At 62.2% G+C, this 19,484-nt stretch carries 19 protein-coding genes and 1 pseudogene; 9 read left to right on the top strand and 11 right to left on the bottom strand.

Features of this window, described 5'->3' with window-relative positions:
• Window positions 1-194, top strand: a pseudogene (locus ACXWUF_RS05185) (DUF1640 domain-containing protein); the annotation flags it as partial.
• 359 nt (window positions 195-553) lie between these two features.
• Here ACXWUF_RS05185 and ACXWUF_RS05180 read toward each other — a convergent pair.
• The 4 genes from ACXWUF_RS05180 to ACXWUF_RS05165 all read right to left on the bottom strand — a co-directional run bounded on the left by ACXWUF_RS05180 (window position 554) and on the right by ACXWUF_RS05165 (window position 4,593).
• Entirely contained in the window at window positions 554-3,253 is a 2,700-nt protein-coding gene (locus ACXWUF_RS05180; RefSeq protein WP_458493600.1) for a glycosyltransferase, read from the bottom strand.
• A gap of 225 nt (window positions 3,254-3,478) precedes the next feature.
• Entirely contained in the window at window positions 3,479-3,739 is a 261-nt protein-coding gene (locus tag ACXWUF_RS05175) for a Txe/YoeB family addiction module toxin (RefSeq protein WP_458493599.1), read from the bottom strand.
• Window positions 3,736-3,972 (bottom strand): hypothetical protein, encoded by a 237-nt coding sequence (locus ACXWUF_RS05170; protein WP_458493598.1) that lies wholly within the window; start codon window positions 3,970-3,972, stop codon window positions 3,736-3,738. The genes ACXWUF_RS05175 and ACXWUF_RS05170 overlap by 4 nt, the downstream gene beginning before the upstream one ends.
• 156 nt (window positions 3,973-4,128) lie before the next feature.
• Window positions 4,129-4,593, bottom strand: coding sequence for a hypothetical protein (locus tag ACXWUF_RS05165; RefSeq protein ID WP_458493597.1), 465 nt, complete (start codon window positions 4,591-4,593; stop codon window positions 4,129-4,131).
• A 152-nt stretch (window positions 4,594-4,745) separates the two neighbouring features.
• Between ACXWUF_RS05165 and ACXWUF_RS05160 the strand changes: the two genes are divergently transcribed.
• Window positions 4,746-6,464 (top strand): glycoside hydrolase family 17 protein, encoded by a 1,719-nt coding sequence (locus tag ACXWUF_RS05160; protein ID WP_458493596.1) that lies wholly within the window; start codon window positions 4,746-4,748, stop codon window positions 6,462-6,464.
• On the opposite strand, the gene ACXWUF_RS05155 is transcribed toward ACXWUF_RS05160, so the two are convergent.
• On the bottom strand, window positions 6,345-6,776 hold the full coding sequence (locus ACXWUF_RS05155; RefSeq protein WP_458493595.1) for a hypothetical protein: 432 nt from the start codon (window positions 6,774-6,776) through the stop codon (window positions 6,345-6,347). The genes ACXWUF_RS05160 and ACXWUF_RS05155 overlap by 120 nt on opposite strands.
• Before the next feature lie 476 nt (window positions 6,777-7,252).
• On the opposite strand from ACXWUF_RS05155, the gene ACXWUF_RS05150 reads away from it, so the two are divergent.
• Window positions 7,253-7,795 (top strand): hypothetical protein, encoded by a 543-nt coding sequence (locus tag ACXWUF_RS05150; protein WP_458493594.1) that lies wholly within the window; start codon window positions 7,253-7,255, stop codon window positions 7,793-7,795.
• Window positions 7,796-8,063: 268 nt separating this feature from the next.
• Here ACXWUF_RS05150 and ACXWUF_RS05145 read toward each other — a convergent pair whose 3' ends face one another.
• Window positions 8,064-8,816: a rhomboid family intramembrane serine protease gene (locus ACXWUF_RS05145; RefSeq protein ID WP_458493593.1), complete on the bottom strand. Its 753-nt coding sequence runs from the start codon at window positions 8,814-8,816 to the stop codon at window positions 8,064-8,066.
• 133 nt (window positions 8,817-8,949) lie between these two features.
• Window positions 8,950-11,178, bottom strand: coding sequence for a primosomal protein N' (locus ACXWUF_RS05140; RefSeq protein WP_458493592.1), 2,229 nt, complete (start codon window positions 11,176-11,178; stop codon window positions 8,950-8,952).
• A gap of 504 nt (window positions 11,179-11,682) precedes the next feature.
• Here ACXWUF_RS05140 and ACXWUF_RS05135 point away from each other — a divergent pair.
• Window positions 11,683-12,273, top strand: a complete 591-nt coding sequence (locus tag ACXWUF_RS05135; RefSeq protein ID WP_458493591.1) for an HNH endonuclease — start codon at window positions 11,683-11,685, stop codon at window positions 12,271-12,273.
• 99 nt (window positions 12,274-12,372) lie between these two features.
• On the opposite strand, the gene ACXWUF_RS05130 is transcribed toward ACXWUF_RS05135, so the two are convergent.
• On the bottom strand, window positions 12,373-12,678 hold the full coding sequence (locus ACXWUF_RS05130) for a DUF5132 domain-containing protein (protein WP_458493590.1): 306 nt from the start codon (window positions 12,676-12,678) through the stop codon (window positions 12,373-12,375).
• A gap of 327 nt (window positions 12,679-13,005) precedes the next feature.
• Between ACXWUF_RS05130 and ACXWUF_RS05125 the strand changes: the two genes are divergently transcribed.
• Window positions 13,006-14,367 (top strand): urease accessory protein UreH domain-containing protein, encoded by a 1,362-nt coding sequence (locus ACXWUF_RS05125; RefSeq protein WP_458493589.1) that lies wholly within the window; start codon window positions 13,006-13,008, stop codon window positions 14,365-14,367.
• 33 nt (window positions 14,368-14,400) lie between these two features.
• Here ACXWUF_RS05125 and ACXWUF_RS05120 read toward each other — a convergent pair whose 3' ends face one another.
• From ACXWUF_RS05120 to ACXWUF_RS05110, 3 genes are read right to left on the bottom strand one after another with little or no spacing between them, the layout of a single operon-like run.
• Window positions 14,401-14,724 carry a helix-turn-helix domain-containing protein gene (locus tag ACXWUF_RS05120; RefSeq protein ID WP_458493588.1) on the bottom strand — a complete coding sequence of 108 codons (324 nt, stop codon included), beginning with the start codon at window positions 14,722-14,724 and terminating at the stop codon, window positions 14,401-14,403.
• A complete protein-coding gene (locus ACXWUF_RS05115) occupies window positions 14,675-14,905 on the bottom strand; it encodes a type II toxin-antitoxin system RelE/ParE family toxin (protein WP_458493587.1) in 231 nt (76 codons plus the stop codon). Before ACXWUF_RS05115 ends, ACXWUF_RS05120 begins: the two co-directional genes overlap by 50 nt.
• Entirely contained in the window at window positions 14,826-15,152 is a 327-nt protein-coding gene (locus ACXWUF_RS05110) for a type II toxin-antitoxin system RelE/ParE family toxin (protein WP_458493586.1), read from the bottom strand. The genes ACXWUF_RS05115 and ACXWUF_RS05110 overlap by 80 nt, the downstream gene beginning before the upstream one ends.
• 177 nt (window positions 15,153-15,329) lie before the next feature.
• Here ACXWUF_RS05110 and ACXWUF_RS05105 point away from each other — a divergent pair, with 177 nt between their 5' ends.
• The 4 genes from ACXWUF_RS05105 to ACXWUF_RS05090 are packed head-to-tail and all read left to right on the top strand — an operon-like array spanning window position 15,330 to window position 19,378.
• Window positions 15,330-17,753: a tetratricopeptide repeat protein gene (locus tag ACXWUF_RS05105; protein WP_458493585.1), complete on the top strand. Its 2,424-nt coding sequence runs from the start codon at window positions 15,330-15,332 to the stop codon at window positions 17,751-17,753.
• Between the two features lie 14 nt (window positions 17,754-17,767).
• The gene (locus tag ACXWUF_RS05100; RefSeq protein WP_458493584.1) at window positions 17,768-18,094 is read left to right on the top strand and encodes a J domain-containing protein; all 327 of its coding nucleotides are present in this window, start codon (window positions 17,768-17,770) and stop codon (window positions 18,092-18,094) included.
• Window positions 18,091-18,756 carry a nucleotide exchange factor GrpE gene (locus ACXWUF_RS05095; RefSeq protein WP_458493583.1) on the top strand — a complete coding sequence of 222 codons (666 nt, stop codon included), beginning with the start codon at window positions 18,091-18,093 and terminating at the stop codon, window positions 18,754-18,756. Before ACXWUF_RS05100 ends, ACXWUF_RS05095 begins: the two co-directional genes overlap by 4 nt.
• 43 nt (window positions 18,757-18,799) lie before the next feature.
• On the top strand, window positions 18,800-19,378 hold the full coding sequence (locus ACXWUF_RS05090; protein ID WP_458493582.1) for a hypothetical protein: 579 nt from the start codon (window positions 18,800-18,802) through the stop codon (window positions 19,376-19,378).
• The last annotated feature ends 106 nt before the right edge of the window (window positions 19,379-19,484 follow it).

Raw genomic sequence — 19,484 nt, 5'->3', positions numbered from 1 at the left:
AGCTGCGCAAGGAGATCGAGGGCGTCCGGCTGGAGATCAAGGAAGTCGAATTGCGGCTACAGAAGGAAATCCGCACGGTCGAGGTGAAAATCGCCGAAACCCGCGCCGATCTAATCCGCTGGGTGGTGGGCGTCGGTCTCTTGCAAAGCACGCTCATCATTGGCGTCCTGCTCAAAGTGGCCCATTTGATCTAAGAGCATTTTCACCTTGATGGTAGGTGTGATGTAGGTCGGGCTTTAGCCCGACGCCGGGGAGGATCAGGCCAGCCATTTCAAAGTGGTTTACCGAGTTGGCGAAATCAGGTTATGTAAGCCCATGATTTTGCTATTGCCTGTGTCAGCATTAGCAGCACCTTACGCTTCGGCGTAGAAAAATTTGCCTTTCAACCAATTGATTTAAAAGGTTATTTTTGCACTTGGAAAGGGCTGGAGGATCAGGCTAAAGCCTGACCTACATCACTGAATTGAGGCACGAAATCCAGCAATTTTGCCGGGTGAGTAGGCTGGGTTTCGTGCCCCAACCCAGCCTACGGCTGCCCGCCCATCCTATCCAATCACTTCGCCGGTCCTTCCGCCGACAATGCCTCCGCCTCGCCCCCCGCTGGCAAGGCCCGCGCCGCCTTCCAGTTCTGGTATTCCTCGATCAGGCTCATGGCCGTGGTGCAGAGGAACGGGATGCTTTGAATCAGCACCGTCAACGCGAACAGCGATTGCTCGTACACGCTGAACTGGTTGGCGAGCCACAGCCAGATGGCCCCGCTCAGCAGCAACAAACCCATCACCGTCTCGGTCTGGGCGGGCTTGTCGGCCTTCTTCTTCTTGGCGGCGCCGCCTTTTTCGGTGACTTTGAAGGCCAGGTTGTCGGTAATCATGCCCTCGATCACCGCCCGGCCCACGGTGTATTGCAGGCTCATAGCGGCCAGCGCGGCCCCGGCGATTTGCCGCTTGGGGATGCGCACGCGGCGGACGTACAGCGCCCAGGCATGGATGATATTGACCACCACCGCCGTCAGCACCGGCACGGTCAGCGACACCGCCGGGAAGGCCAGTTCCGCCAGGATGATGAGCGGCACCCAGATCAGGTTGAGGAAGGAAATGGCGCAGCCCACCGCGTCGGAGAACCAGTACGCCCAGCCGGTGACGAAGTGGTACTTCTGCTGCCGGGTCAGCGTGGTGGAGCTAGGCCGCACATGCCGCCAGTGCTTGCGGATGATCTGCATGGCGCCGTAGGCCCAGCGGTGGCGCTGGGTCTTGAAGGCCAGAAAGGTATCGGGCAGCACGCCCCAGCCGTAGCGCTCGCGGGTGTAGTGGGCGTGGAGGCCACGGGCCATGAGCCGCAAGCCTAGCTCGGTGTCCTCCACGATGGTGTCGGTGGCCCAGCCGCCCGCCTCGTCGAAGGCCGAGCGCCGCACCATCAGCATGGTGCCGTGGGCGATGATGGCGTTGTCCTCGTTACGCTGCACCATGCCGATGTCAAAGAAACCGGCGTACTCGGCGTTCATGATGGTCTTCAAGAGGTTTTCGTCGCCGTCGCGGTGGTCCTGCGGCGCCTGGATGATGGCGACCTGCGGGTCATTGAACCAAGGCACCAAATCCTTCAACCAGTTGGGATGCACCTGATAATCCGCGTCCACCACGGCGATGACGGCGGCGTCCGGGTCCATCCGGTCCAGCGCCATGTTCAGCGCGCCCGCCTTGAAGCCGGACACCTTCGGCAGGTACACGAACTTGAAATTCGCGCCGAGCTTCGCGCAATGCTCTTCAATCGGCTTCCAGTAATACTCGTCCGTGGTGTTGTTGACGACGGCCAGCACCTCGAAGCGCGGGTAATCCAGCTTCGCCATGCTGTCCAGGGTGGCCTTGTACATCTCCGGCTGTTCCTTGTAGGCCGGGACGTGGATGGACACCAGCGGGGCCGGATCGGGCAGCGGCGGCTTGGGGCGATTTGGTTCTATCAGGCGCACCGGCTCGTGGCCCAATAAGACTTCGGCGATTTCGTGGATTTTGGCGAGGGTGATGATAGCCAGCGGCAACATCATCAAAAAGCCGATGGCCCACATGATCCACAGCCCGGCGTTGAGGTAATACTCGAACGGATAGGCGGCGGCGGACATGATGCCCGCGCCGATGGCGTTGGCCGCCAGGGTGTAGGACAGGGCGTGGCCGAAGGTGGGCCGCCGCCGCGACAAGCCCCAGATGCCGATGAAGGTGCCGATGACCACGCCGCCCACGGGCATCCAGGGGCGCTCCTTCTGCACCAGCCCGGTCAGCTTGAATTTGGGGTTGCGGTCGCTGTCATAAATGCCCCAGTACGGCCCTGCGTTGCTGCCCTCGAAGGTTTTCCAGGGCTGGTCGAAGGCTTCGACGATGTTGTAATCGACGCCGCGCTGCTCCGCTTCGATGAGGAATTCCCGCACCACCTGGGCCTGCTTGAGCGGATTGGGCACGGCGGACATGCGGTTGTAGCCCTGACTGGGCCAGCCGAATTCGCCCACCAGCACCCGCTTGCCGGGGTACATCCCGCGCAGCACGTCGTACTTTTCCATCGCGTATTTTTTCGCCCGGTCGGCCCGGACCTGTTCCCAGAACGGCAGGTTGTGGGTGGTGATGAAATCCACCTCCTTGGCCAGTTCCGGCAGGAAGGCCCAATCGCTCCAGCCTTCGCTGGTGGAAATGGGCTTGGTGATCTGCCCCTTGGCCTGGCGGAGGTAGTCCACCAAGCCGTTGAAGCGCAACTGGGCTTCCGGCGACAGCTTCAATTGGCCGGAGGTTCCGTCCTTCACGTCCGGGTATTCCATCCGCGCCCGCAGCATGACCTCGTTGCCCACCATCACTTCGCGGACGTTCCAGTTTTCCCGCGCCAGCCGGAGGGCCGTTTCCAGCTCCTTCAGGTTGCCCTCCCGAACGCCGGGAATCGGGTTGCCGACGGCGTCGTGCTCGTCGTTGAGCCAGGCCCCCAGGGTCACGTCGAGGTTGTATTTCTGCGCCAGCTTAGGGACTTCGGCCAGGCTGCCCGCGACGGTGTAGATGCGGACCTTCTTCGCCACCTCGGCGATGAGCTTGAGGTCGCGGTCGATGTCTTCGAGCTTCGGCTCGACACCGTGGAAGGGCGGGGTCGTCGGCTCGTAGGCCAGGGACAAGGAGGCGATCTTGCTGGCGAAATCAGGCGGCTCGGCGGCGCGCTGCACGACGTGCCACACGGCGACTTGCAGCAGGGCGGCGATGAGGGCGGTGGAGAGGATGATTAGGCGCATGGCTGGAGGTTGGGTTTTTGTTGGGAACGGGTCACGGGGACGCGGGGATTCTATACGGCGGTATAGGTGGGGGGGAAGGGAAGCGGAGATTAGGGCGCGGACTCCCGCGTTCCGGCTTAGGAACCCCGGTCTTGCAAGCTCAGGCTTGCCGTGTTCCGGGAGACCCGCCAGCGGCAGAGCAACGGTGTTTTGTCCGGGGTATGCCGATGAGCGGGATGGGCGGCACTATTTTTCGTAGTGGTATTTGCAGGCGACGATAATCACCGCGTCGCCCTCAATGCGATAAACCAAACGGTGTTCCTGGTCGATGCGACGGGACCAATAACCTTTTAACTCATGCTTCAGGGGTTCGGGTTTCCCCAAGCCGGCAAAAGGATTACGAAGAATATCCATGATGAGCGAGGCAATTCGCTGGTGGGTTTTGCGGTCGTGCTGAGACCATTCCATAAAATCAGCGAACGCACCACTCTCGAAAGCCACCCTCATATGGCGCCCATATCCACTTCCATCAATCCATTTCCATGCCGGGCGTTTTCGATGGCTTCCAGTAGGCGCTGGCGATTGGCAGGGTCGCAAAGCAGATAATCCGTTTCATCCTGGTCCGCCGCTTCCGCCTCGCACACAGCAATTTCGATGGACTTGTTATGGAATAACGTCTTGATGGATTGCAGGAAATCCTCATTCAATTCGTCGGCGTTCAGCTTATAAACTGTGTACATGGTGCCCTCATTAAGGTGTGTGTCCGCAGTCGATACGGGGTTGGGCAAGCATAGAGGATGCGGGAAGACGACTCAATCGAAGCCACGGAACAATCGACCGCGGACAGACACAAAAAAGGCCGCAAACGCGGCCTTTTTCATACCCGGCGGCGGAACCTACTTCGCCTCGCCCGCCGGAGGCGTCTCCGGCTGCGGCGGCTTCACCTCGGGGATGGTCGAGGGATCATTCCAGCATTGCGCCACCTGCTCCGGCGACGGGTTGGAAATGCTGGGGTTCTTGGTCTGTAAGCCGACCAGACAGCCAAAGGATTGGGCCAAATGCTGCGGCGGGCATTTGAAGGCGGTGTAGAACGTATGGAACTGGCTGGCGGCCCCGGAATCGTCACGCGCCAACGCGGCGATGACCCGCTGCCCGGTGCGGGTGCATTCCGCCGGCCCGGTGAACTTGGGATGGGGTTTGGCGGGCGGCGCGGCCTTGGCGGGAACGGGCGCGGCGGCCTGGGGTTTCGCCCCGGCGGCGTTTTCCGCCCACGCGGACGAAGCCGCGAGGCCCATCAACAAGGCCAGACCCGCGCCGGATAATCTGCGGTGGCGGGGGGAAGCGATGCTCCAACTCTGCATAAAATCTACCTTCTGATTTGTTCTGGATTCGAATTCGTTCGGAGCGCAGGGCACCGTTGAACCACGGGATCGGGACGCGGCCCTGGCGAGGGAAATGAGCGCCTATGGTACATTATCCGCCCCCCGTCTAGTAGGCACAGGAATCGTAAGGTATGCGCCCGACACCCGGTTTGGTTTCCCTTATTCTCACGGTCTGCGCCGCCTTGTCGGTGCTGTATTGGTGGCAGGCCAGCCGCCCGGTGGTCTTGGTCGATGCCTTGAGCGACCACCTCAGTTGCGTGTCCTACGCGCCCTTCCACCAAGAGAATCACACCCCCTTCGACAAGAGCCTTTACATCGACGCCGACCACATCGACGCCGACCTCGCCCGGCTCTCCAAGCGCTTCGACTGCGTGCGCATCTACTCGGTCAGCCAGGGCTTGCACGAAACCCCCCGCCTCGCGGAAAAGCACGGCATGAAGGTGCTGCTGGGCATCTGGATCGGCCGCATCGCCGCCGAGAACGAGCGGGAAATCACCAAGGGCATCGACACCGCCCGGAAATACCCGTCCGCCATCCGGGGCATCATCGTCGGCAACGAAGTCCTGCTGCGCGGCGAGCAACCGCCCGCCGCCCTGCGTGGCTATATCGAGCGGGTGCGGGCGGCGGTGCCAAACATTCCCATCACCTACGCCGACGTGTGGGAGTTCTGGCTGCGCCACGCCGACTTGGCGGACGCCGTGTCGTACATCACCGTGCATATCCTGCCCTACTGGGAAGACCGCCCGGTGCCCGTGGAACACGCCGTCGGCCACGTCAGCCACATCTACCAGCACGTCAAGGCGCGCCTGCCGGGCAAGGACATCATGATCGGCGAAACCGGCTGGCCCAGCTATGGCCGTCAGCGCCAGGGCGCCGTGCCGAATCTGGTGAACCAGGCCCGCTTCATCCGCGAGTTCGAGGTGCGGGCGGAACTGGAAAAAATCCCCTACAACGTCATCGAAGCCTTCGACCAGCACTGGAAGCGCAAGCAGGAAGGCGCGGTGGGCGGCTATTGGGGCTTGTTCAATCGGTTCGGCGAGCCGAAATTCCCGTTCAAGGGTCCGGTGGCCGAGGCGCCCGCGTGGAGCTTGGCGGCGGCGTGCGCGGCGGCGGGATTCTTCGTTGGCTTCTTGCGCCGCTGGAGAACCTTAAACGGCCCGGACGAAGCCATCGTGCTGGCCATCGTCAGCGTCGCGGGCGGCGGGGCCAATCTGGCGGTCTGGCGCGACCTGTGGATGGCGAACCGGAATTGGAGCGAATGGACGGTGACGGTGCTGTACGCGGCCCTGCTGGTGCTGGCGACCTTCCAATTCGGGCGGGCCGTATCGGGCTGGTGCGCGGGCGGGATCAAGCCGCCCCAACTCGCCCCGGTCAGCGCCCTGGTGCGCTGGGCCAGGCGCAACGATCAAAGCTACGTCGCCGCCGCCCGTGTTCTGGGTGCCCTGCGCTTCGCCTTTTTGTTCGGCGCGGCCTTGGTCTGCCTGCTGCTGGTGTTCGATGGCCGCTACCGGGACTTCCCCGTGGCGCTCTACGCGGTGCCGACGGTTGGCTTGTCGCTGTTGGCCTGGCTGGACCGGAAAAGCACCGCCGACCTGGAGGAAATCCTGCTGGCCAGTTGGATTGCGATTTCCGCCCCGTGGATCGCCATCGCCGAGCATGTGATTGCCTCGCCCCACGAGCCGTGGGGCTGGGCCGACAACCTCAACCCGCAGTCCATCGTGTGGGCGGGCTTATGCCTGCTGCTGGCCGGTTCCGTGTTGATGCCGGTAATCCTCGAACTGCGCACGCGCCAGGGCGAGCGCGCCGAGCAGGAAGCCCAGGGCCGAATAATCCCAGTTGTAAAGGACTAGGCCCATCATCCCGACCACGCCCGCCGCCAAGGCGACGCTTGCCGAGCGGGTGACTGTCGCCAGCAGCCCCAAAAACAGGGCGAAATAGCCTAGCCCATAGCTGTTGAAGCTCTGCACGATGGCCCAACGCACCGGACACAGCCAGGACGCGCCGCCGCCGTCGCAGAAGAAACCAAATTCGGCTTGCTCCACCAGCGAATAGCGGGTCCACAGGGACAGGCCGAGCGAGGCGAGGATGAGCAGCCAGGGAAGGAGGTTGGATTTCATGGGGTGGTTAAGGGGATAGAGGTTGAGCTTCGAGGTTTGCGACAAGACCGGCTCGATCAGCCCGCCCGGTTCCGGCGCCGCTTTCCAGCGAGGCCGACCATGAGCGGCTCTGCCTTGCTTCGGAATTGGCGTCGTGGTTCATGGTGGGCTTTCGGGAAAGGGCGGACATTGTAACCGCCCAATCCGGAAATGGCGTCCGCACCCACCCTGTCCCCTGTCGGGTTCGGGCGACCCATTCTGGCGGTTTGCCTTGGTGTGTTAGGTGGCGCCATTCGCCTGCCTTGATTCACCATCCGGGCGGGATCATGTGTCGTCTCACAGCGACGCGAAGCGGCTTCCCAATCGCCTCGCCCTTAGATAAATCCATAGCGGCAACAATCGCTTACGCATGTGGCGCGGAATATGCTTATGCCAATGGCTCCACACCAGGGAACTTCCAGTGCCGCTTGCTTTTAGCCGCCATGGCTGCGAAGTGGGCATGGATAGCTATTTAGCCAACACCAATCAGCCAGGGTAATGCAATGAATCTCCTCTCAAAGACAACCATAATCGCCGCCTCGGTCATCTTGTCTTTCGGCACCGCCCAAGCCAAACCGGATTGCAAGAAAATCATGGTTCAAAAGAAGGTGAACGCTACCATAGGGCTTAACTATGGATGCGTCGGCCTCGAGCAGTTGACCGGCGGCAGCATTCCCGAATTCCAGAATTATCTGCCCCATCTCTCCGGCGTTTGCTATACCTCCAACGGCAAAATACCGGCCAAGATTGGCGGGAAAGATGTGGAGTTCGAAACAATTTCAGCTTTTCTCGCCAATCCCACCCCTACCTCGCAATTAGTGATAACTCTGTTCAACGTATATTCCGGGGAAAATCCGATAGGCCGCCTGTATGCCCTGGACAATATTCACCTTCAGGAAGGTTATGAGGACGAGGTATTCATCGGCGGTTCGGAACAGTTCCAGGATGCGGGCGGTAGCGGCAGACTCTCCTATACCATCCTCGACAATGGCTGGACCATTAGTTTCAACCGGTTGAAGGGCGAGGTTTGCGTGGGCAGCGAATAATGCCTAGGTTCTGTTGACGTAAGCGAGGCCAGATCAGTGACGTAGGGTGGATAAGCGAAGCGCATCCACCCAACCAAGGCGGCGGATGCGCTCCGCTTATCCACCCTACCCTGACTCACGTTTTTTATGGGCCGCGGCTAACCATCTGTTTCAAAACGCCATTTTCCTCTATGCCAACAGAGTCTTACGTCAACAGAACCTAGGATTTGGCCGGAAATACCTTTCCCATTTCGGCGGAGTTCGGGAAGTTATTTTCGGCCATATTCCTCTACCGCCGCCTCCAGCCCATCCTGCCCCGCCGTAAATGCTCCGCCAGATAGTCCGCCCGGCGCATCGGTCCCACCAGAATCAGCCCCGCCAGGAATCCCCCGATGTGCGCCCAGAACGCCACGCCCCCGCCAGCGGCCTGCAGCGCGGGCATTCCCCCGGCGAGTTGGATGAAGAACCAATAGCCCAACATGCCGATGGCCGGTACATCCACCGTGGTGATGAAGATGCCCAGGAATATTAGCGTCTTGATCTGGGCTTTGGGGTACAGCCACGCATAGGCGCCCATCACGCCACCGATGGCCCCGGACGCGCCCACCATGGGAATCGCGGCGTCGGGGGCGGTCATGATCTGCGCGGCGGCGGCGACCAGCCCACACAGCAGATAGAACACCACGAACCGCACCGGGCCCATGGCGTCTTCCACGTTGTCGCCGAACACCCACAGGAACCACATGTTGCCGATGATGTGGAACCAGCCGCCATGCAAAAACATGTGGGTGACGAGGGTGAGCAATGACGCGGTCCCGTGCAGTTCGCAGCCCATGTTATTGCCCAAGGGGATGATGGTCCCGGCGGGCACGCCGCCGAACAAATCGCCGGGAATCAGGCCCAACTCGCACAGGGAGCGGGCCAGCGGCTCGGCGCCGCCGAAGCCTTGGATCAAGGCCCAACTGGCGACATTGAGACCGAGGATGAGGATGACGGCCAGCGGCGTGCGGAAGGTGGGATTTTCATCGCGCAGGGGGAACATGGGCGCCTCGTTATTCTTGGGAATCGCTTGTGGGATGGATGCAACTTATAGGATGGGTGGAGCCATGCGGAACCCATCATGCCCCTAGCCTGAGGTGATGGGTTTCACTGCGCTACACCCATCCTAGGCCGGTTCAATACAAATCCACCGGGTCCACATCTATAGACCACCGCACCCGCCTGGATTCCTCAAGGTTCATGATGGACGCCAGCAGCCGGTCGATGGCGTTGTGCAGCACGCCGCGCTTTTCCGACTGTAGCAGCAATTGCCAGCGGTGCCAGCCCGCCCGCCGGGCCAGCGGCGCGGGCGCGGGACCCAGCACCAACAGCGCCGGGACGCCGAGCCGGCCGGCCAACTCGGCGACGCCCTGCAGAAACAGGCGCGGCGCGTCCGGCTGGTTGGCCTCGGCCCGCCACAAGGCTTGATGGGAGTAAGGCGGCAGCAAGGCCGCCTCGCGCTCTTCCGCCGTGGCCGCCGCGAAGGCGGGATAGCCCTTCCCCACCAAGCGCCGCAGCAAGGGATGCTCGGGATGGCGGGTTTGCAGGACCACCGTGCCGGGACGCTCCTCCCGCCCGGCCCGGCCCGCCACCTGCATGACGAGTTGGGCGGTGCGCTCCCCGGCGCGGAAATCGGTGCTGTACAAACCCGCATCCACATCGACGATGCCCACCAGGGTGACGCCGGGGAAATGGTGCCCCTTGGCAAGCATCTGGGTGCCGATGAGCAGGTCGATCCGGCCCGCGCAGACATCTTCCAGCAAGCGTTGTAGCTGGCCCTTGCGGCGGGTGCTGTCCCGGTCGATGCGGGCGACGCGGGCGGCGGGGAACAATTCCCCCAGCACGGCTTCGATCCGCTCCGTGCCCAGCCCCAAGGGACGCAGTTCCTCTTTCTTGCAATCCCCGCATTGTCGCCCCAGAGCTTGCTCAAACCCGCAATGGTGGCAACGCAGCTTCTGTTCGCCGTAATGGATGACCAAGTTGGCGTCGCAATGCCGACACTGCGCCACCCAGCCGCAAGCGTGGCAAATCAGGGTCGGGGCGAACCCCCGCCGGTTGACGAATAACAACGCCTGCTCGCCCCGCGCCAGGGTTTCCTTGATGTCGGCGGCCAAGCGGCCGGAGATGCCCTCCGTCAATCGCTGGCCGCGAATGTCCAGCAGGCGGAAGGTCGGCTCCGCCGCGCCGCCCGCCCGCTCCGGCAGACGCAGCCAGTGATAGCGGCCCAGCCGGGCGTTGTGCAGGGTTTCCAGGGAGGGCGTGGCCGAGCCCAGCAGCACGGGGATATTGAGCAGATTGGCCCGCATCACCGCCACATCCCGCGCCGAGTAGCGGAAGCCGTCGTGCTGCTTGAACGAGGTGTCGTGTTCCTCGTCCAGCACGATCAGACCGGGGGCGCGCAGGGGCGTGAACACCGCCGACCGGGTGCCCAACAGGATGGCCGCTTCGCCCCGCTGCATGGCGAGCCAAGCGCGGCGGCGTTCGTTGTCGTTGAGCGCGGAATGGTAGACGACGACGGGCGCTGCGACCCGGGCGCGGAAGCGGGCCTCCAGTTGCGGCGTCAGGCTGATTTCCGGCAGGAGAATCATGGTTTGCCCGCCCCGCGCCAGAACTTCCTGCGCCACCCGCAGATACACCTCGGTCTTGCCGCTGCCGGTGACACCTTCCAGCAAGAAGGCCCGGTACCCGCCCAGCGCTTCCGTGACCGCCGCGACGGCGGTTTCCTGGTGGGCGTTGAGCCGTAATCGGGTCGGCGGCGGCGCGGCTCCGGCGGCGGTGAACGGCGCGGCGGCGCACTCCCGCCAAACCGCCAACCCTTTGCCGACCAGGGCGGCGGCGGTGTTGCGCCAGTTCCCGTCCAACTCGGCCAGCGCGGCGGGCGTTAAACCCTCGGGGGCTTCCCACAATTTATGTAGTAACGCGGATTGGCGGGGCGCCCGCTTGACGGCATCTTCGGCGTCCGGGCTGATGAGGCCCGCCGGGCACAGGCGGCGGATGGTTTCCGGCGTGGCCGACTCACCCCGCCGGAGCGTGGCGCTGAAGGCCGCCGCCACCGCTTCGCCGAGGGGGTAGTGATAGTAGCGGCTGGCCCAGGCCAGCAGTTTGAGGTCGGCGTCGGACAGCAGCGGCACCTCGTCCAGCACGGCCAGGGCCGGTTTGAGCTTGGCCGGATCGAGGTCGGATTCTTCCACCACGTCCAGCAGCACCCCGACTTTTTTGCCGCGCCCGAAGGGCACCTCGATTCTCATGCCCGGTCGCAAGGCTCCACTGTCCCCGGCCTCGGGCGGAAGGTAATCGAACGCCCGTCGCACCGGGACCGGCACCGCGATTTTCAGCACGGTCGCCATGCTAAATCGACGCCCCATGAAGGCTTTGTCCGCCCTGGCCGGAAGCCGCGTCGGCTGGGCGTTTGGGGCGCTTATCCACAATTCCTGTGGATAAGTTTGTGGATCGGCTGTAGGAAGCCTCTCCAAGTGGGCGTGGGCGTTAGGATTTCATCGAATTGCAAAACAAGTGGGCAAAAATTCATCTTATTCAGAAACAATGACTTGGGCTTGGCTTGCCCAGCCAAGAAGGCGCCCTCCATGCAAAGTTTTCCCTTGACAGGCAAATTGAATAAACTGTGCATAACTCGGGCCTGGATCCACTTTGAGAGGCGTTGCGCGATTGGCTCCTTCTCCCCCAGGGAGAACGTTGGGATGAGGGGATCAAAAAGGCAGCAATCCTTATGTTTCAATCCCCTCACCCTAACCCTCTCCCGGAGGGCGAGGGGACAAATCCCGCAACTGCGTAACGCCTAGTTTGAATCGACACGTCCTTAACCGCCACGCAATGACAACGACCCATCGCCCACGCTTAATGGAGGAACCATGGAGATTTACCATCTACAGGTATTGCGAACCGACGCCTCTGGTATGCCTTTGGAATGGATAGGCTACCAGGAGGCGGCGAAACTCTACCATCTGGGTGAAGTGGCCTATAGCTGCGGCACCCCGCTTTATACCCTGCGCGGCGGCATCAACGCCAAGACCGGCCACCGCAGCGTGATCGAGGTCAATTCGATCATCGCCACCCACCATCGCTATACCCACGGCTACGGCGCCGACCCCAACTACGTGCCGCCGCTCAGCAATCCCGCGCTGTTCCGCCGCGACAACAACCTTTGCCTGTACTGCGGCCAGCGGTTCCATCATAGCGATCTATCCCGCGACCACGTCCGGCCCATCAGCCAGAATGGCCGCGATGCGTGGAGCAACGTGGTGACGGCCTGCAAGCGCTGCAACAACCACAAGGCCGGTCGGACGCCCGAGCAGGCCGGGATGCAGCTGCTCGCCATCCCGTTCGCGCCCACCCACGCCGAGTATGTTTATTTGCAGGGGCGCCGGGTGTTGTCCGACCAGATGGAGTTCCTCAAGGCCCACTTCCCGCGCAAAAGCCCCCTGCACCTGCGCCTGAGCTGATTCTCCCGGCCCGTGTCGGTGCCCGGCGATTCGGGCACGGCGACCTGACAAGGGAGGGCGGCGCCGTGCCCCGATAATTGGTTCGGGAGCCGGATGGGCCTAGCCTTGCGGCTCCATCACCTCGGCTCCCGCCGCTTCTTCGACGGCTTCGCCCATGTCCTCGACGTCCACGAATTCCGTCTCGGCCAGTTCCGCCCGGACTTCGGCCACCAAATCATCGAACTCTTCGCCCGCCACGGCCATCCACTCGCGGCCCTTCTCCGCCAGCAGGATGCCGCTTTTGATCGCGGCGCGGGCGGCGGGCCGCAGCGCCGGAAACAACACCAAGCCAGCGGCGGCGACGCCCACGCCTATGCCTATGCCCTTGATGATGTCGCTGTCCAATAAATCCTTGAGCTTTGCCATGACTAGCCTCCTTGAGTGGCGGGAAACATCCTTGTGAGCGCCGACGCCGATGGGGAAGAGCGGGAAGCGGGGAATCCGGGCGGCGGCGCGGACCCATTATGCCAGCCCGGTTGAATGGGGTGGAAGTTGGGGGAAGGGAGTATGGCTTCGGGGGATTGCGGGGAACGAACCGGACAGCCCCCGCCAACGCAACAAATTTTAGGACTTACGCATTTGGCCCCTCCTCCCTCTCGCGCTCGTTCCCATAGCGCCCAAGCATCACCGCCCGCTAATATAGGCACCCATTTTCCAGCCATCCCCCCAACTAAGGTCACTTCCCCCATGGTCATGCGCACCCGAAAGCTCAGCATCGGCGACATGCATTGCGAGGGCTGCGAGACCGTCATCGAGCAAGCCGTCGGCAGGCTGCCGGGGGTGCGCAAGGCCAAGGCCAACTATCAGGCCGGTACGCTCCAGGTCAATTTCGACCTATCGCGGACCGACCTCGCCCAGATCGCCGCGACGGTGAAGAACGAGGGCTATACCTGCGGGGCGCAGCGGCCCCGGCGCTCCTGGCTGCCCACCCTGAGCCGGTTGCTGGGTCTATTGGCCGCGCTGGCGGCGATAGGCTGGCTGCTGGTCGAGGGCGAAACCCTGGCGAACCGTATCGACGTGCCGCAATTCGAGCGGGGCATGAGCTATGGCCTGCTGTTCCTGGTGGGACTGCTCACCGGCTTCCACTGCGTGGGCATGTGCGGCGGCTTCGTGGTGGGCTACACCGCCCGCGAGGCCGCGCTGGGCCGGGGTCGGCGCCGACTGGTTCTGCCCCATGCCCTGTATGGGTTCGCCAAGGTGCTGTCCTACACCCTGATTGGCGGCGCCTTCGGGCTGCTCGGCTCGGTCATCGCCTTCACGCCGGAAATCCGGGGCTACGCCGCCGCCGGGGCCGGGGCGTTTTTGGTCCTGTTCGGTATCAACATGCTGGATTGGTTCCCGGCGCTGCACCGGATCGGCCTGCATATGCCCCGCTGGCTGAGCCGGTTCCTTGGGCGGGAGTCGCGCAAGCACCGTGGCCCGTTCGCCATCGGCCTGCTCAACGGCCTGATGATCGCCTGCGGCCCGTTGCAGGCCATGTACGTGATGGCCGCCGGCACCGGCAGCCTCACGGAAGGCGCTGTGTTGCTGCTGGTGTTCGGGTTGGGCACCCTGCCGCTGATGCTCGGCTTTGGCCTTCTGGCCGGGGCCATTTCGGGGCGGATCACCCACGGCCTGCTGAAGGTCTCCGCCCTGCTGGTGGTGGCCTTGGGACTCATCATGCTGAACCGGGGCTTGCTGCTGTCCGGCTCCGGCTACGACTTCCGCAGCCTCGGCGCCCTGGCTGCGATGCGCTGGGAGCAAGCGCGGGAGAACATCACCCTGCCGGCGTGGGGAGACCGGCAAACCATCCGCATGGCCGTGACCGGCCAGGGCTACGCGCCGAACCGCTTCGTGTTGAAGCAGGGCGTGCCGGTGGAATGGCTCATCGAGGTCAAGGAACTCACCTATTGCAACCGTCGGCTGGTGGTCCCGGCGCTAAGCCTCGAACTCGATCTTAAGCTGGGCGAGAACCGCGTCGAATTCACCCCGGACAAGCCGGGCGTCATCAGCTTTAGCTGCTGGATGGGGATGCTGCGCGGGGCGTTCGTGGTGGAGCCAGCGGCGGGTCAATAGATCGGCGACGCGGGGTGCCGGGACTTTCCATCCTCAAATCAAAACCTCTAAGCCCTTGCGGTCCAGCAAATCCAGCAGTTTGAGTGATGGGCCACTCGGATGCTTCACGCCAATTTCCCACTGCCGAACCGTCGATAGGCTGGTGTTGAGCAGCGAGGCCAAGACGGCTTGGCTAATTTGATTACGCTCGCGCAGGGCGCGGATGTCCTCGGCGGAATAATCCCCGACGGGGGTGAGGTATAAGGCGTCGTACTCCCGCATATGCCGCTTGTCGATAAACCCGGCTTCGTGCAGGTCGCGGGCGGTCTCATGCACCGCCTCCAGAATCCGGCTGGCCTTCCCAGTGTGGTTTGTCATGGTGGCAAATCTCCCATAGCGATTGATTCCCGACGCGGTCATTGAGTTGTTCTGGTGAGAGTCTTAACAGATCATGGGCAAGGGTCCGCAGAGCCATCAAGTCATTGTCGCCGATATTGGCTCGCTGGCTCTTTTCGAAACCAAACACGAAGAACCAACGGTCGCCCCGATTCGTCGCCACCAGAGTGCGCTGCTTCCGCTTTTTCCCTTTCCAGGCAGGGCGACACGCTTCTTGACCACGCCCCCACCAGTTCTGCGCCAATCAGCCCTCGCTCCATTTCAAAAACGGCGTTGCAGAGCATGGCGTCGGTCAATTCCGTTTTACGCATCCAACGCTGGAAATAGCGGGTTTTAAATACTCTTTTCATGCAAGCGAGTGTATCACTTAGTGCATTTTTGCTTGAAGGCATACCTAAGCTCGGCTTCATCCGTTTTGCCATCCAATATGACCAATATGGCTCACATGCTCCAAGCGGCGAGAGGCGCTTCTTTAAATTTGCCCCGTAATAACACGGACCCAGCCCAAAACCGTCCGTTATCGGTTTATCGCCCGCGCCGTGACTGCGATAATTCCTGTCCACTCGTCCAACACCCGCTTAGCCTAGATGAAAGCCAAATCCTCCCCACCCAAACCCATCCCGGAACTCGAAGCCGCCGCCCTCCGCGCCCTGAAGGGCCGGTCCTACAAGGACGCCATCGTCCTGCTCAAAGACCTGCTCAAGCGGGAAAAGCGCCGCGACTGGGAAGAAAGGCTGGCGGAAGCCTATCTGGGACGGGCGCGGGAGGTGGCGGGCAAGGCCATGTTCCAGGAGGCCGCCCTGCTGTGGGAGAACCACGCCGGGTTCCATCCGAACCTCCCGCCCTCCGCCGAATATCTGGGCTGGCTGCTGCAAGCCAATCAAACCGCCAAGCTCGGTCCCGCCTTGGCGGCGGCGCCCGAAGCGGCGCTCCAATCCCCGGAAGGCCGACGCCTGCTGGAAGCGGTGGCCCTGCTGGCGTTGGGCAACGACAAGCTGCTCAACGCCCTGCCCAAGGACCACACCATCGTCAAGCAACAAGCCTTGGCGAAACAAGCCATCGCCGCCTATTCGGCCCAGCGGGACGCCGAGGTCGAGGACTGCCTGCGCCAGTTCTCGTCCCGCTCGCCGTACCGGAACCTGCGGCCCTTGCTGAAAGGCTTGCTGACCCTGGAGCAAAATCCCGCCGCCGCGCAGGAAGCGCTGGAGCGGGTCGACGCCGACTCGGCCTGTCGCAGCCTCGCCGTGGCCCTGGCCGAACAGGCGGAAGCGCCCCGGCCCGAAGCGGCCAGTTATCTCGCCCTCGCCGCCAAGCAGCGGGCCGTCATCGACAAACTGAAAGGCTACGGCAAGGCGCAACTCGCCCTGCAACGGGACATTCAGAAAGCCGCCCAGGCCAAGGGCGCCCGGCCCTTGCTGGAAACGGTGCTGCGCTACCGGAACGAATTGGGCGACAACGCCAGCCGCCGCTTCTGCCTCGCCGCGTTGGTGGACTGCCCGGACGCCATTCCCGTGTATGAGCGGGCCTACGGCAAGCTGTCGCGGTTCGACTACTATCGCCTGCAAGCCTTGCACGAAGAAAACGCCCGCTACTACGGGGACGCCGAGGACAATTGGCTATCCTGCCTTCACGAACTGAACGCCGCCCCGGAAGGTGCCCGGCAACCGCTGACTCAAGCCTTGATCCATCGCCATATCGCCGAGTTCGCGGAACCGGAGATGCCCCATTTGGCCATCAAGCATTTGGAGCAAAGCCTAGCGCTGGACCCGGACGACAAGGCCAGCTATCTCAAGCTCATCGAACTCCGCGATCACGGCGACGACCCCAAGGCCAGCCAAGCCTGGCTGGACCGGGCGCTCAAGCAATATCCAAAAGACCCGGACGTGCTGCTGATGGCGATGCAATCGGCCCAGCGGCGCAAGGCGTTCAAGAAAGCCGCCAGCTACGCCAAGAGCTTGCTGGACATCGACCCCATCAACAGCCAGGCCCGCCGCCACCTGCTGGAAGCCCACTTGGGCCACGCCCGCAAGCAATTGAAGTCGGACAAACTGGACGCGGCGGCGCAGGAATTGGCCGAAGCCCGCCAGCTCGATCCACAGCGACGCAACCCGGCCCTGCTCTATGCCGAGGGCGTGCTGGCGTTTCTGCAAGACGACCTCAAGCGGTGCCGGGAATTGTGGCGGGAGGCCTCGACGGCGGCGGGCGGTGGCGTGGCGGCGTGGTTCCAATGGGCCATGGAGGCGCTGGGCGCGGACTTGAACCTCACCACCGCCGGGCGCTACACCGAAGCCTTGGACAAGAAGCATGTCCCCGACAAGACGGAACTCGCGACCCTGGTCAAACGGCTCGGCCAATATCAGGGCGAAGGCCGGCAGGCCATCGCGCAAGTGCTGCAAAAGCTGGGGCCGATGCTGAAACGGAGCTTCAAGCAGGCGGCCTTGAGCGAGACCGATTTCATCGGCCTGTGCGAGGGGTTCGCCAACGCGGGCCAGTACGAATTGCTGGCCGAGTGCGCCAAGCAGGGCAACCGGCGCAACCAATTCCCGCCGATATTCAGCTATTTCGAAGTGTTCGCCAAATGCAAGGGCGACGCCGCCAAGCTGGACACCATGGGCCAATTCCGGCTCCAAATGAACCTGGAACACGCCCACCACGACCAGGACCGCCGCACCACGGCCTTGATCGACGGCTTCCTGCGCAAGCACGAGGAATCGCTGCTGCCGAACTTCGACAATTTCTTCCCCGGCGGGTCGGCGCTGGACGATCTCGACGAGGGCGACGCCCGGCGCTTCATCGAGCGCTTCGAAGCACTCGACCAGCTCACGCCCGAAGAACGGGCCAAACAACTGCTGGGCGAGCATTCTCCCGAGGTGCTTCAGAACCTATCGGAAAAGGAAGCGATGGAACTGATTTTTGGCAAATTGTTTGAGGGCTTGGACATGGACCCCAGCGAGATATTGGATGGATTCCCCCTGCCCGGTGGCGGCAAGAAACCCAAAAAGAAACGCTAAGTTAAGGAAACCCCATGGAAACCCCCTACGAAATTCTCGGCGTGGACGAAGACGCCGATGACGAGTCCATCAAGAAAGCTTACCTCCGCAAGGTGCGGGAATTCCCGCCGGAGCAGCAGGGCGAGGCGTTCCGGCGCGTCCGCGAGGCGTATGAACACATCGCCACCGACAAGCAGCGCCGCCAATACCGGCTGTTTTATCGCGGCCAGCCCGACGTGTCGGCCTTGCTTAAACTGGCGCTCAAGCCGGGCAAGACCGAGCGGCCCGACGCCGCCACCCTGATAGCCGCCCTGGCCGAAGGCGTGGCCGGACAACTCGCCCACAAGGGGACCGGCGCATGATGGACGAGGCCAGCAAAAGCCGGTTGTTGGAGGAATTCCGGCAATATCTGGACGATTTGGACGCCTCGCCCTCCGCCGGGGAAGCCAGCAGCGGACAGGTCGATTTGTTCTCGCTGTTCAGCGAACTTGCGGCCTTGCGCACCGAGGTCAAGACCGAATCGCGTTTGTTCCGCAGCACGCTGGATGATCTCCGGCAAGTCCAGACTTGGCTGCGGGACAATCAGGCCGGGCTGGAACAATCGGTGGAGAAGTTTTCGGGCGAATTGCCCACCCTGCGCCGCGCCGTGCTGCGCCCGCTGTTGCTGGACTTGCTGGACGTGCATGACCGGCTGTCGGCGGGGGCCGGGGCGTTGGGGAATTACACGCCGGTCAAGGGCTGGGCGGGCGTCAAGTCGCGGGCGGAGGACCGGCGCTTCATCGACAGCATCCGGGAAGGCCAGGGCATGACGCTGCGGCGCTTGGAGGAGCTTCTGGCCCGTCAGCAGGTGCGAGCGATGGAGGTGCTGGGCAAGCCGGTGGACCCGCATACCATGAAGGTGGTGGAGCTGGACCGCGAGGCCGACGCGGCGGGGCGGAGCGGGGTTGTGACCGGGGAAGTGCGGCGGGGGTTCTGGTGGGGGGATGAGGTGTTGCGGTTGGCGGAGGTTCGGGCGGTGGGATGACTTTAGGGCGGTTTTCGTTATTTCGCTATCTGAATGAAATCAAATGAAGCCAATTGATTATCTCGCGAAGGTTGAGTCAACTGTTTTTGCACTATTTCAAGCAATCGCTGCTGCTGACGAAAAAGCAGCTGCGGAGCATAAAGTCTTGTCTCCAATGTTTGATTATTACTCTTATGAATTTGAGCGATGGTCTCATATAGAGGAATATGACGATGAGCGTCTTAATTACGTTCATAGCAGAGCAGCAGAGGCCAGAGAGGCATTGCTTCTAATAAATACGGCATCTGCTGCTGCTTCTGGAGCCATATTGCAAATATCCAAACAGTGTATTTCTATGGCGTGGCCAAAAAATATCAGGCTCACAAAAGGAAGGCTCATAGGAAGCCAAAGACTTTCGGAAATTATTTGGTATGCCAGAAATCAAGCCCTTCATTTTGAAACGGGCAATCTTAATAAGGACACAAAACAGTCCATAGAACTTCTGGGTCAGGAATTTGGTCTTGATTTAGCCGGACTAGATCATAATCCACGATCTCTAGCGAGGGATGTGATTTCGTTGTTGGGTTGGAAAAATTATGAAATCTTCGCACGAGAAATGGTTGATTTACTTGAAGAACCCTAGCGTAAAAAGCTTTTTCGCTCGCTCCCAAGCTCCAGCTTGGGAATATAGAACTCGGAAGCCCCAGCTTCCCGAAGCTGACACGGCAAGCCAGAGCTTGCAAGACCGG

This window comes from Methylomagnum sp. (assembly GCF_054333355.1).
Note: the sequence above shows the minus strand (reverse complement) of the source record. Positions and strands in the feature narration are given on the sequence as shown.